9 protein-coding genes and 4 pseudogenes are annotated in these 13,139 nt (G+C 58.6%); 6 read left to right on the top strand and 7 right to left on the bottom strand.

Going from position 1 to position 13,139, the window contains the following annotated elements; all coding sequences use genetic code 11:
* Nucleotides 1–75: 75 nt before the first annotated feature.
* Nucleotides 76–1,848 carry a M3 family oligoendopeptidase gene (locus PACILC2_RS16115; RefSeq protein WP_213529484.1) on the bottom strand — a complete coding sequence of 591 codons (1,773 nt, stop codon included), beginning with the start codon at nt 1,846–1,848 and terminating at the stop codon, nt 76–78.
* 312 nt (nt 1,849–2,160) lie between these two features.
* On the opposite strand from PACILC2_RS16115, the gene PACILC2_RS16110 reads away from it, so the two are divergent.
* Both PACILC2_RS16110 and PACILC2_RS16105 read left to right on the top strand, forming a co-directional pair.
* Nucleotides 2,161–2,343, top strand: a complete 183-nt coding sequence (locus PACILC2_RS16110; RefSeq protein WP_062495204.1) for a YycC family protein — start codon at nt 2,161–2,163, stop codon at nt 2,341–2,343.
* Nucleotides 2,340–2,575 (top strand): annotated as a pseudogene (locus PACILC2_RS16105) (hypothetical protein). The gene PACILC2_RS16110 and the pseudogene PACILC2_RS16105 overlap by 4 nt, the downstream one beginning before the upstream one ends.
* Before the next feature lie 27 nt (nt 2,576–2,602).
* On the opposite strand, the gene PACILC2_RS16100 reads toward PACILC2_RS16105, so the two are convergent.
* Entirely contained in the window at nt 2,603–2,992 is a 390-nt protein-coding gene (locus PACILC2_RS16100) for a globin domain-containing protein (protein WP_213529482.1), read from the bottom strand.
* 452 nt (nt 2,993–3,444) lie between these two features.
* Here PACILC2_RS16100 and spoVV point away from each other — a divergent pair.
* The 3 genes and pseudogenes from spoVV (at nt 3,445) to PACILC2_RS16085 (ending at nt 7,211) form a co-directional block, all read left to right on the top strand.
* Nucleotides 3,445–4,513 (top strand): annotated as a pseudogene (gene spoVV, locus PACILC2_RS16095) (dipicolinic acid transporter SpoVV).
* A 160-nt stretch (nt 4,514–4,673) separates the two neighbouring features.
* A complete protein-coding gene (locus PACILC2_RS16090; RefSeq protein ID WP_062497192.1) occupies nt 4,674–5,471 on the top strand; it encodes an NAD kinase in 798 nt (265 codons plus the stop codon).
* Nucleotides 5,472–5,473: 2 nt separating this feature from the next.
* Nucleotides 5,474–7,211, top strand: a pseudogene (locus PACILC2_RS16085) (ABC transporter ATP-binding protein).
* A 104-nt stretch (nt 7,212–7,315) separates the two neighbouring features.
* Here the strand turns inward: PACILC2_RS16085 and PACILC2_RS16080 are convergent.
* Together PACILC2_RS16080 and lipA are read right to left on the bottom strand one after the other, a co-directional pair.
* The gene (locus PACILC2_RS16080; RefSeq protein ID WP_213529480.1) at nt 7,316–8,230 is read right to left on the bottom strand and encodes a YutD-like domain-containing protein; all 915 of its coding nucleotides are present in this window, start codon (nt 8,228–8,230) and stop codon (nt 7,316–7,318) included.
* Between the two features lie 27 nt (nt 8,231–8,257).
* Nucleotides 8,258–9,151, bottom strand: a complete 894-nt coding sequence (gene lipA / locus PACILC2_RS16075; RefSeq protein ID WP_213529478.1) for a lipoyl synthase — start codon at nt 9,149–9,151, stop codon at nt 8,258–8,260.
* A gap of 260 nt (nt 9,152–9,411) precedes the next feature.
* Between lipA and PACILC2_RS16070 the strand changes: the two are divergent.
* Nucleotides 9,412–10,482, top strand: a pseudogene (locus PACILC2_RS16070) (M23 family metallopeptidase); the annotation flags it as partial.
* A 7-nt stretch (nt 10,483–10,489) separates the two neighbouring features.
* Here PACILC2_RS16070 and yunB read toward each other — a convergent pair.
* The 3 genes from yunB to PACILC2_RS16055 form a co-directional block, all read right to left on the bottom strand.
* Nucleotides 10,490–11,446: a sporulation protein YunB gene (yunB, locus tag PACILC2_RS16065; protein WP_082655669.1), complete on the bottom strand. Its 957-nt coding sequence runs from the start codon at nt 11,444–11,446 to the stop codon at nt 10,490–10,492.
* A 137-nt stretch (nt 11,447–11,583) separates the two neighbouring features.
* Complete coding sequence (locus tag PACILC2_RS16060) at nt 11,584–12,363, bottom strand: ThuA domain-containing protein (protein ID WP_213529508.1); 780 nt, start codon at nt 12,361–12,363, stop codon at nt 11,584–11,586.
* 241 nt (nt 12,364–12,604) lie between these two features.
* Nucleotides 12,605–12,892, bottom strand: a complete 288-nt coding sequence (locus tag PACILC2_RS16055; RefSeq protein WP_062495221.1) for an alpha/beta-type small acid-soluble spore protein — start codon at nt 12,890–12,892, stop codon at nt 12,605–12,607.
* Nucleotides 12,893–13,139 lie beyond the last annotated feature (247 nt).

Genomic DNA, 13,139 nt, shown 5'->3' with positions numbered 1-13,139 from the left:
GATTTCATACAACAGCCGGCCCCGTACGGGACCGGCATATATCGGTTCGATCCGGCGATCCATCCCGACCGCTGATCAATCGGTGATCGCCATAAACTGGTCAACATCGGCTTTCGTCAATGCCACCGCCTGCCGCCAGAATGACGGTTCGTCAAGCCTTACGCCGAGATGCTTGCCGGCCAGCTCCTCCACCGTCATGCGGCCCGTATCCCGAAGCAGAGCGACATACCGGTCCGCGAACGCCGGCCCTTCCTGCCGGGCGCGGGCGTAGATGCCGGCCGAGAACAAGTATCCGAACGTGTAAGGGAAATTATAGAACGGCACGTCGGTTATGTAGAAGTGCAGCTTCGACGCCCAAAAATGCGGATGAAGCTCGCCTAGCGCGCCGGCGTAAGCCTCCCGCTGGGCTTCCTCCATCAGCGCGTTCAGCTCTCCGGCAGACAGCAAGCCTTCGCGCCGCCGTTCGTACATCCGCGTTTCGAACAGGAAGCGGGCGTGGATATTCATGAAGAAGGCGACAGATCGCTGGATTTTGTCGTCGAGCAGGGCGAGCTTCTCTTCCCGGTCTTTCGCGGCTTGCAGCGCGGAATCGGCCACGAGCAGCTCGGCGAACGTCGACGCCGTTTCGGCCACGTTCATCGCATATTCCTGGCATAGCGGCGGCAGGTCGTTCAAGACATGCTGGTGATAGGCATGCCCGAGCTCGTGCGCAAGCGTCGAGATATTGGAAGCTGTGCCCGAATACGTCAAGAAGATGCGCGTCTGGCCCGATTTCGGGAAAGACGTGCAAAATCCTCCCGGACGCTTGCCGGGACGGTCTTCCGCTTCGATCCAGCCGTCGCGGAAAGTCATGAGCGCAAAATCGGCCATATCCGGACTGAACGAACGGAACCGGTCGACAATGAACTCGGCCGCTTCGTCGTACGGCACCGTATGCGCCGCGCTTCCGATCGGCGCATCCACGTCGTGCCAGTCCAGACGCGGGAGCCCGAGCAGCTTCGCCTTCCGCTCCAAATAGCGGACAAGCTGCGGCTTGCCTTCGTTGATGGCCGCCCACATCGCCTCCAGCGTGTCCCGGCTCATCCGGTTGATCTGCAGCGGTTCCTTCAGCACGTCGTTCCAGCCCCGGTTGCCGTACAACTTCAAGCGGAAACCGGCGAGCCGATTGAGCGTCTCCGCGCACAGATCAGCCTGCTCTCCCCATTCCCGCTCCCATTCCGCAAACGCCCGCCGGCGGACGCCGCGATCGCCGTCCGTCAGCTTGTTCGCCATCTGGCCGGCCGACAGGAGCTGTTCCTGACCTTCCGCATCGATGAACCGGAAGCGGGTGCGGGCGACGATCGTATTGTACATCTCGCCCCAGCCGTGATAGCCGTCCACCGCCAGTTCCCCGGCCAGCGCTTCCTGCTCGGGCGGCAGCTTCTCCCTGGCGGCCTCCCGGCGCTCCCGCAGATTGAACGCGACCGGAGCCGCCGCCGGCGTCCGCAGCCACGACTCCCATTCGGCATCGGGCATCGTCCGCAGCCTGTCGTCGTATTTGGTCAAGGCGGACAGAAAGGCGGCGCCCAACGTTTTCACCCGGTCGTTCAGCGCCCCGGCCGCCTGGTCGCGCATATCCTGCGCCTGCAAACAGGCGACGAACGACTCCGCCTGCCGCAATCTCGGCAGGATCGACTGAACGGCTTCCGTCCAGCCGGACAGGCCGGCTTTCGGTTCATCGGCGAGCGACCGGTCAAGCGCCGCGATATCCCGCTCCAGCCGCTCCAGTTCCGCCGCAAAGGCGGAGGAGCGTGAGCCTCCTGCGTAAAATACGTCCAGATCCCATGTCTGCGGATAAACATTCGCCATGAACGATTCCCCTTTCCTGTCCTTCGCAGCGACCGGCGTCCCTTCGGACCAGGCGTTTCCGTCAACACCGGTGCATTTCGACTCCGTCGTTCCTTCGGCCCTTGCGTCATTTCGACTCCGGCGTTTCTTCGACTCCGGCGTTTCTTCGACTCCGCGGTCCCAACTGGCGCCGCCGCGCGAAAGAGGATAAAATAGAAAACAAAGGCCGGCCAAAAGTCGCTCTTCAGATGCGCTCTTGCCGGCAATGTATATCCATTATACCGCATTCCGTTCCGGAACGGATAGCGATTTCCGCAATTGGAGGTATGAACGATGTCCAAACCGCTGCCGATTTCGGCGGAAACGGCCGTCAAGCTGGCCGAGAAGCTGAACGTCCCGCTGGAGCATCTGATGCATATGCCGAGGCATATTTTGCTGCAGAAGCTCGCCGAGCTGGCGAACGAGCCGGACCGCGCCAAACCCGAAGATCGTGGCGGGGGATCGTCGCCGCTATGATTCCGTTCGACCGAACATGGCCTTACGATATCGTCATGAACGATGTTTACGTGCCGGAATGTCCGTTCTGCGGCCAATCGAACGTGCTGCTTCCGATCAGGCCTGCGGAGCTGGACGACGTGCGGAGCGGAAAGAAAAGCTGCTCGTTTTTCCCTGCTGCCGGAACAGCGTCACGATCATCGACGCCGACAGCGATTATCTGTTGACGAATCGCAGGCTGCGTTCCGGATAACGCTGCGCCGCTTCCGCAGCGAATCCGTCATGTCGGATCGTCCTCCGTATTGACAAAATGATAGGCCGGCCCGCTCAGGCGGGTCAGCACGATTTCCCGAAGTTCCTCGTCAACGCCGGCTTCCTCGAGCGCTTCGGCCATGCAGCCGAGCCATGCCTCCGCCCGTTTCGGCGTAACCGGAAACGGCAGATGCCGGGCCCTCATCATCGGGTGGCCGTACCGGTCCGAGTACAGGGACGGTCCCCCGAAAAACTGGCTCAAAAACATATACTGCTTCTCCATCACCGGCTCGATATTATCCGGAAACAGCGGCCCGAGCAGCGGATGCCGCTTGACGCGCGGATAGAAAGCTTCCACGATCCGCCGCACCGTCTCGCCGCCGCCGAGCGCTTCATAGATTGTTCCGTAAGCTTGCACTTCTGTCACCTCTCTTCTGGCTTCGGCCTCGCCTACCGCTATTATACCATGAAAGAGCGCCCGACCGGCCGCGCCGCATCCTCTGTCGCCAAACAGGCAAAAAAGCAAAAAATGCCCGGCTCCGAAGAGCGGGCATTGTACTTATTCGTATGACCGATTCAACCTTCACAATCTTCTTCGCCCGGGGCCGGCAAGGACACCCGAATGACGTAAACGAAAGCGCAAACGAGGATGCCGGCGATAACGCTCATATCGATCACTCCAAGTCAGTCGGTGTATTTATATTGTAGCATAACCGTTTTGCGCCGAACAGTCTTTTTGGAAGCGTTTCCCTATAAAATTCTCATTTTTTAATGTAAATGCATTCCGATGCAGGTGATGTTTGTCCACGCGGGCTCATATATCTGGAATACAAGCGTTTGTACGCCAATATCGTGAAAGGGAAGAACGCCATGCTCCGATTTATGCTCCGCCCCGCTTCGGTCATCGCCTGGTGCTCCGCGCTCATGGCGTTGCTGATGACGGTCTTTCCCTATGCCGCGCTGGAAGCTTCCTTGCGGGGGCTGTCGATCTGGTGGGAAGTGCTGTTTCCCGCGTTGTTCCCGTTTTCGTCATCTCCGAGCTCTTGCTCGGTTTCGGCATCGTCCATTTTTCGGCAAATTGCTTGACCCTCTGATGCGGCCGCTGTTCCGCCTGCCCGGCATCGGCGCCTTCGTCGTGACGATGGGGTACGTCTCCGGTTATCCGGTAGGCGCAAGGCTGACGGCGCAGCTATGGGAGCAAAAGCTTGTGAACCGGTCGGAAGGCGAGCGGCTTGTCGCCTTTACGACGACCTCCGATCCGATCTTTCTGATCGGGGCGGTCTCCGTCGGTTTCTTCCACAATGCCGCACTCGCCCCGCTGCTGGCCGCCGCGCATTACGGAGGCGCGTTTGTGATCGGGCTGCTGATGCGGTTTCACGATGCTTCCTCTCCCGGCACGCCCGATCCGGCGGCGAGCGGAACGGTTCGCCGCCGGGGAAGGCGCGTCGCGGACGCTTTGCAGGCGATGCATCAAGCCCGGCTATTGGACGGGCGCGGATTCGGCGAACTGCTGCGCGACGCGATCCAGTCCGCGCTGCGGCTCATGATGGTCGTCGGCGGGCTCGTCGTTTTCTTCTCCGTCGTGATGGAGCTGATGACCCGGGCCGGAGCCGTCGCGGCGTTGGCCGAAGGCATACGTCTCCTGCTGTCCTCGCTTGGCCTTCCGTCTCCGATCGCCGACGCCTCCGTCTTCGGCTTGTTCGAGGTAACGCTTGGCGCCCGCGCCGCCGGCGACGCCGAAACGGAACTGCTGCACAAAGCGGCGATTGCGGCCTGGGTGCTCTCCTGGGGCGGTCTCTCCGTCCATGCCCAGGTCGCCAGCCTGATCAGCCGCACCGACATGCGTTACGGGCCGCTGCTGCGCGCCAGACTGCTGCACGCGTTCGTCGCGATGGCGCTCGTCTATATGCTGTGGGGATGGCTCGGGCCTGCTGCTTAACGCTTGCGGGGATGGCTCGGGCCTGCTGCTTAACGCTTGCGGACGGTTTGCGGCCTATCCCGTTCCAAATCCGGCGGACCGAGCGGAATCGACGTTGTGTTCCTTCCCGTTTTCCGCTATGATCGAATGTGACGATAATGACCGGAAGGAGCTTATATTGTTGAAATATGCCGTAATAGACAGAGGAGACAAGTTGTCGATTCAGCTTGCCGAACGATTCCATACGCTGGCTGCCGGACGCGGGCTGGTGCGCGATGAGGAGCGGCCGGAAATCGTCATCTCCATCGGCGGTGACGGAACGCTGCTGCAGGCGTTCCACACCCATCTGGAACGGATCGACGAACTCGCTTTTGTCGGCGTGCATACCGGCCATCTTGGCTTTTATGCGGATTGGCAGAAGGATGAGCTTGAGGAGCTTGTCCGCACGATGTCCGATCAAGAGCCGAAAATTGTCCGGTATCCGCTGGCGCGAATCGAGATGGAGACGGCGGAAGGGACGTCGTCGCATCTGGCGCTGAACGAATTTACGCTGAAAGGGGTAGACGGCACGCTCGTCGCCCAGATCAATATCAACGATGAATTGTTCGAGATGTTCCGCGGCGACGGCATCGTCATTTCGACCCCGTCGGGCAGTACGGCGTACAATAAGAGCGTCGGCGGAGCTATCGTCCACCCGTCCATCGAATCGCTGCAAATCGCCGAAATCGCGTCGATCAACAATCGGGTCTACCGGACGCTCGGCTCGTCCGTGCTGCTGCCGGCCCACCATCATTGCGACATCATTTCGCGGAAAGAACAGCGGCTGTTGCTGGCGATCGATCACCTGAATATTTTGCGCTCCGATATCCGTTCCATCCGGGCAAGCGTGGCGGGACAGAAAATCAGCTTCGCGCGCTACCGCCCGTTCACATTTTGGAACCGGGTAAGAGAAGCGTTTCTCGGATATGAAGTGAACTGACGATGAAAGATTGGCGCATGTTTTTTAGTTTCGTCAAGCCGTATCGATGGCTCGTCATGGTGACGCTGCTGATCGGTGCGGTTAAATTTGCGATCCCGCTGTTGCTGCCGCTGCTCGTCAAATATGTGGTGGACGATATTTTGCTGGCCGACATGACGACGGCAGAGAAGCTCGATCATCTGTGGAAGGCGATCGCATTCGGGATGCTGCTGTTCGTCGTCGCCCGCTATCCGATCGAATATTACCGGCAATACTTTGCGCAACTGACGACAAGCAAAATTTTATTCGACATGCGGACCCGCATCTGGAGCCATCTGCAGAAGCTGTCGCTTCGATATTACCAGAACCGCAAGTCGGGCGAAATCATTTCGCGCATGATGAACGACGTGGAGCAGAGCAAGGCGCTGGTCGAGACCGGCCTGATGAATATTTGGCTCGATATGTTCACGCTGATTTTGGCCCTTGTCATTATGTTTCGGATGGATGCCGGTTTGACGCTCGTGGCGATTGCCGTGCTGCCGTTCTACGCGCTGGCGGTAAAAACGCTGTACAAAAGATTGCGGTCGTACTCGCGCTCCCGCTCCCAATCGCTCGCCGAGATGCAGGGCTATTTGAACGAACATGTGAACGGCATGGCCGTCGTCAAAAGCTTTACGCTCGAACGTTACGAACAGAAGCAATTCGGCGCGAAAAACGAGCAGTTTTACTCCCGTTCCCTGGCGCTTACCCGCTGGAACGCCCTGACGTACAGCATCGTGAATACGATCACGGAGATCGCGCCGCTGCTCGTGCTCGGCTACGGGGGCTATCTCGTCGCGGCCAAAGGATTGTCGGTCGGCTCGTTCGTCGCTTTCTACGGCTATCTGGACAGGCTGTTTTCGCCGCTCAGACGGCTGGTGAACGCGTCTACCGTGCTGACGCAAGCCGCTGCTTCGATGGAGCGGGTGCAGGAGTTGCTGGAGGAACATCCCGATATCCGGGACGAACCGGACGCGAAAAAGCTTGAGAAGGTTCGGGGCAGCATCGAGTTGCAGGATGTCTGGTTCCGCTACAAGGAGGACAACGACTGGGTGCTGCGGGGCATCGATCTGTCGGTATCGCCCGGACAGACCGTCGCCCTCGTCGGCATGAGCGGAGGCGGCAAGTCGTCGCTTGTCAGTCTGCTGGCGCGGTTCTACGATGTGCAGAAGGGCGCGATACGGCTCGACGGTCAGGACATCCGGTCCGTCACGCAGGAGAGCTTGCGCAGCCAGATCGGCATGGTGCTGCAGGATAACGTTTTGTTCAGCGGCTCTGTGCGGGAAAATATTATGCTCGGCCGTCCGGACGCGAGCGAGGCGGAAATGATCGAAGCGGCCAAAAACGCCAATGCCCACGACTTTATCGAATCGCTGCCAAACGGCTACGATACCGAAATCGGCGAGCGCGGCGTCAAACTGTCCGGCGGGCAGAAGCAGCGCATCGCGATCGCCCGCGTTTTCTGAAAATCCCGCCATCCTCGTGCTGGACGAAGCGACCTCGGCACTGGACCTGGAATCGGAACATCTCATTCAGGAATCGCTGCGGAAGCTGGCGCAAAACCGGACGACGCTGATTGTGGCGCATCGGTTGTCCACGATTACGCACGCCGATCAGATTGTCGTTATCGAGCATGGCGAAATCGTCGAGACCGGCACGCATGACGAGCTGATGGAGAAGGGCGGCGCCTATGCCCGTTTGTATAACGTGCAGCATTTGTGAGGAGGGGCTGTTTTATGCTCCCGCCGCGCTGTTCTCGCATCCGCCCACGCCGCTCCGCCCGCTGCTCATAAACATAGACGAAGCCGGACGCTCTGCGTCCGGCTTTAACGTTCTTCCTTATGAACGGCGCGCCTGTTCTCCGGATGGCCGACCGGCTGCCGGCTTTCCTGGCCGGCGCGCGCATCCGCCGCACCGGCTGCCGCTTGCTCCCGCGCCAGTCTTGCGGCGGCATCCGGTTTGCCGCCGGGGCGTCCGAATGGGCGGTTAGCGCCCTGCGGGCGCTTGCCGGGCCGGTCGCCGCGTTCCCGGCGTTCCCCTTTCGGCTCTGGGCGCCCGTCGCGGGCGGCGGCATCCTTGCGATGGTGGACGGAACGCCCCTCCCGCAGCGGCTCCGCGCCTTGGCTGCGCGCCTCGCCGCGCCTGCCTGCGCCGGAACGCGCTTCCTCGCCGTTACCGGCCTTGTCCGCACGCCCCGGACTGCCGTTCTCCGCGCCGCGCTCGCCTTCCGGCGAAGGCCGGACAGTCGCATCGGCATATGCGCCAGGATCGGCTGGCGCCGCATCCTCCGCTTTCATACCGGAACGCTTCGGCTCGGCCGGCGGATTGAAAGGCACAGCCGCGCCTCCTTCCCCTCCGGGAACAAGGTCTTTGGATTCCTCCTTCGAATCCTCGTCCTGCATCCCGTAAACGGCGAATTCGTCGGCAAAATCCGGAGACAAGAGGTCTCTGTCCGCAGACTTCGAAGGGTTCGGCACTTTTTGCAGCACAAAGTAGGCGCATCCGAAATTGCAGTATTCGTTAATGTAATCGACCACTCCCGATATGGCCGTATCTTTGTTCGCCTTCGGGTGATTATCGCGAAAAAAACCTTTCAGCCGAAGCTTCTCGTAACCCCAATCGCCAACAATGTAGTCGTAGCGTTCGAGCACCTCGCTGTACCGCTCGCGAAATATTTCCGGGTTCCAACCGTTCTTGTGGTCATACACCAGTTTGTATGTCTTGCCGGCGATATGAATCAAAGCCCTACCCCCACTCCGTCTTGCAGCTTACGGCGAAACCGCCCGCGATTCCGCAGCGGACTGCACCTGTTCATGCGCATGATACGAGCTGCGCACGAGCGGTCCGGATTCGACATGATCGAATCCCCGCGCCAGGCCTTCGCGCTTCAGAGCCGCGAATTCGTCCGGATGAACGTAACGTTCCACAGGAAGATGGTTTGGCGTAGGCTGCAAATATTGTCCCAGCGTCAAAATGTTGCAATCCACTTTGCGCAAATCGTCCATGCTCTGCAAAATTTCTTCATAGGTTTCCCCGACGCCGAGCATCATGCTCGATTTGGTCGGAATTCGAGGCTGCATTTCTTTGGCCCGTTTCAAAAGTTCCAGAGAACGGTCGTACTTCGCTTTGGCCCGTACCCGGTCGGACAAACGTTCCACCGTCTCGATATTATGATTCAAAATATCCGGCTTGGCATCCATAACAATTTTCAGCGCATCCCAATTTCCCATAAAATCGGGAATCAGCACCTCGACGCTGCAAAACGGCAGACGGCGCCTGATCGCGCGAATCGTCTCCGCAAAGATGGATGCCCCTCCGTCATTCAGGTCGTCACGCGCCACCGATGTCACAACGCAATGGCGAAGCCCCATTTGCTCGGCCGCTTCCGCTACGCGTTCCGGCTCCTGCAGGTCCAGTTCGGTCGGCATTCCGGTATTGACGGCGCAGAACCGGCAAGCGCGGGTGCAAATATCGCCCAAAATCATAAAGGTCGCCGTACGGTTCGCCCAGCATTCGTAAATGTTGGGACAGCGCGCCTCCTCGCACACGGTATGGAGCGTTTTGGAACGCATCATATCTTTAAGCTCAGCATAATTCCCGTCTGTAACCAGCTTAATTCGCAGCCACTCCGGTTTGGGCTGCTTGCTTTGCTGTTTTTTCATGAAGGCATTACCCGCTTTCGCTAATTCGGTTTGCTTACTCGTTTATTATAGCATGTTTCGGATAAAAACCAATGATATGCAAATGATAACAGCTAGATAACCCCTTGACTGCGCCATGCAAACGATGCCGTTCTGCTTCACAAAAACTTTAGCCCGTGGCGTTGCCACAAGCCACTATGCTTTTCGCAAATCTTTAGTCCATGGCTTTCGAAGCCACTATGCTCTTCGCGAAGCCTTAGTCCATGGCTTTCGATGCTGCTTTGCTTTCGCAAACCTTGAACCCACGGCTTTCGAAGCTGTTTTGCTTCGCAAATCTTGAGGAGGTGACACGAGTGAAACGTTTCCGGTCTATAGCGGCTGCCGCCGCCATCGGAGCGTTCATATGCGCCGCTTTCGGTCCGGCCGGATCGGTGAAAGCCGCTGATCCCCGTCCGACGGAGGAACGGCAGCAGCTGTACGACAGTTTGAGCGCCGTAACGGGTATACCCTGGTACCGCCTGGCCGCTTTGGACCAATACGAGCACACATTGACCATGGCCCGCCCGAAGACGCGGCAGAAAACCGGCCGGATCGTCAGCATCTACGTACCGGAGGAAAAATGGAGCGGTCCGCTCAACCCGGACCCGGAAGAAACCGACCCGGCCGTTATCCGCTGGTTCGGCGGCATCGGATGGGACGGGAACGGAGACGGACGCGCCGAACGGACCAATGATATCGATTTGCTCTATTCCGTCGCCCGGCTGCTGATTCCTTACGGACAGTCCGAAGACGACTTTGCCGTCGGATTGTGGGAATATTACCGCAACACGCGCGCGGTCCAACGCGTGAACCAGTTTGCCAAAATTTATCAGGCATTGGACAAGCTCGAGCTGAACGACCACGCTTTTCCGCTGCCGATCGGCACAAGTTATTCATACCGCAGCACCTGGGGGACAAGCCGCAGTTGGGGCGGCAGACGGATCCATGAAGGAACCGATATTTTCGCATCTTACGGTGTGCCCGTGCGCAGCACCTGTTACGGCATCGTGGAAGTCAAAGGCTGGAATCCTTACGGAGGCTGGCGAATCGGCATACGCGATCTGAACAACTATTATCATTACTACGCCCATCTTTCCGGCTTTAACAAATCGATCAAAGTCGGCGATGTACTGAAGCCCGGCCAGGTTGTCGGCTGGGTCGGCAGTTCCGGCTACGGCAAACCGGGCACCCAGGGCAAATTTCCGCCGCATCTGCATTACGGCATTTACCGGGATCGCGGCTTGATCGAATGGTCGTTCGACCCGTATCCGCTGCTGAAACGCTGGGAAGCGGACGAGCGCAAAAAATCAAAAGCGGACGTTAAGGCGCAGCGCTCCCGCTATCCTCTTCCGTGTGAGAAGGCTCCGGCACAGCCGGAGCTTCTTCATTGCCGCTTCGCTCTCCTTCTCCGGCTCCGGGTTTTACGGTCACGCCCGTCTTTCCCGGTTCAAGCGGCAAGGATATCGCCGGCGCATTGGCGGCGGAACTGCCGACGGGATTGCCTTTGTTGTCGTAATAATACATCGGCACGTCGCCGACGACCAGCAAATACGATACCGGGATTTCGCTCTCCACAAGCTCCGGTTCGGTATCGAAAGGAATAATAATGGACACTTCCGCCATTACACGTATATACACTTCAACCAGAACCATGTTGATGCCCGTGGCCTGTTGCCGCGTCTTCAGCTCCACCTTCGCCGCGCCCAGCGGCTCGAAGCGGACGGGAACGCGCGGACCGAACGACGCGATAATGGCGCTGTCGAACGCCTGCCCGATCGGAATCCGCTCCGGCACTTCATGCACCGCCTTCAATGCCGACTGCACGGTATCCACCGTCTCCGACGTAATGCGAATATGTTCGGCATAGTTGAGCATGAAGCCCGACACTTTTCCGCTGCCGTCCGTTTTCCATTCGATCAGCTGCTCGAGATCGGTTCGCTCCGCCACTCTCTCGGTGATCGCTTTATTGATCGCCTGCGTCGCCACTTGCTTCACTCGCATTTTCGCCACGTGCATAAGCGGCGGGCGCAAATTTTTCTCAATATACGAGAAGGTTTGAACCGACAGCAGAACGAACAGAACGAGAAAAATGATGACGAATTTTTTCTTGCCGCCTTTGCGGATCGGCTTCGAAGGTTTGGAACGAAAGACGGCCGGCCGCGATACCGTGCCGCCAGGCCACAGCTTCACGGGAGATCGGAACGTCCGGGCTTTCCAGCCCTTGGACCGGGGCGGCAGCGATATGCTGATCCATCGTCTTTTTCCCCATCTCGCCATGCGCGCAACCCCTTTTCTCGATGTCGTCCGCTCGTAACATGTCTATGCCGAAGACAGGCAAAAAAGAAGGAAACCGGGTATCTACCCGATTTCCGATGTTGGCGCTTTTCATGTCTTCCGACAGCATCGCATGCGTATTACAGCTGATTGTCCCCCATCCCGGAATAAGCGGCAGTCTGCGTATAGCCGGACGAGGATGCGGCGCTTTTCCCTTCCGCGCACCAGAGCATCCCTCTCCGCATCATTTCCTTAACCGGAGGCATATTGACGATGTTCGCCTGGTGGCCGAGCGAATTGTAATACACTCTGCCGGCTCCCCACCGTTTCGTCCAGGCTACGGGCATATCGACCGCCTTGTTCGTGGAATGAGGCCCGGGTGCGGTCGGGAATCGTGTCGTCGCCAGCACTTCCACGGCCGGATCGACATGCAAATAATATTGCTCGGAACGAACGGTGAAATCGTTCAGCCCCGCGGTCAGCGGGCTCGAACTGTTGCGGATTTCCACGACATATTCCACGCCGTCGCCGCCCGGATGGGCCACCCAATTGCCGCCGGTCATAAACTGCCAGTCGACATTTTCCCGAAACGCGTCGCACATGCCGCCATGGCAGCCTGCCAAACCGACGCCGCTCTGCACGGCCTCCGATACGTTGTTCACGAGCTGCTGGTCGATCCGTCCCATCGTCCATACCGGCACGATCAGATCGAGCCCCTTCAGCTTCTCCACATCCGAAAAGGCTTCCAGCGTATCCGACACTTCGACCTCGAATCCTTCCGCAATCAATATGCCGCGGAAAATATCGGCCACTTCCTTCGGCTGGTGTCCGTCCCAGCCGCCCCATACAATAAGCGCTTTTTCATTCCGATCTCTCCCTCGCGCTGCTTTTTGTTTCCGCCATTCCGCGAATGAACGCATGTTCATTTTATGTACACGCGTTCATTTTCTCACGGAAGGATGCCGTTGTCAAAAGGTTTTTCCGTCCGTTGCCGGCAGCAAGTTCAGCCAACAGGTGCCCCTCACAGCGGATTTCGGCCGTTTTCTGCCAAAATCGGAGCGTTTCCCAGCGGCGGCGGCATCCGAAACATCCTTTATTACGCCATGAATCTGCACCCGCTTGCGAACCGTTTCGCCGAGGCGACAATTTAAAAAAGCCCCGTCATGGACGAGGCTGACGCGCCAGCTGTTCCTGGGCAAGCCGGATCATTTCCCTGACCATCGCGCCCCCGATTTGACCGCCCACCTGACCGGCCGACTCCGTCGTCAAATCGCCGTTGTCTCCGGGCTTCAAGGGCACGCCGATCGATCGGGCAACTTCATATTTGACGTCGTTCGGGCGGCTCGGATCGACATGATAGCCTTGACGCCGCATAACTTCCGCCTTGAAAGCCTCCATCGCGCGTTCCGCCCCCGGCACGACCAGTTTTCTTCTGCCTCTTCTTGCCATCGATTCGTTCACCTGCTCTGTCCGTAATAGTTTGCTTTAGGCTAGCATCCCCCTTATTCCGCTTTTCATGTGCGGCATCATTTGCTTGGAACCTGCGTTCCAAGACGAACGCCTTCTTCCGAAACAAGCCGCTTTATGACTGTAAAGAAGCGGTCGGCTTGGATGGAGCGACGGTAATTTGAAGAAAGGTAGGGGCCGATTTCGTTGGAGATTTCTTCAAGATGAAAGACCGCTGCTGCGATAAAAA

Source organism: Paenibacillus cisolokensis (assembly GCF_018403665.1).
Classification (GTDB): Bacteria; Bacillota; Bacilli; order Paenibacillales; family Paenibacillaceae; genus Paenibacillus_AH; species Paenibacillus_AH cisolokensis.
The sequence above is the reverse complement of the archived record's forward strand: the minus strand, read 5'-3'. Positions and strand labels throughout refer to the sequence as shown.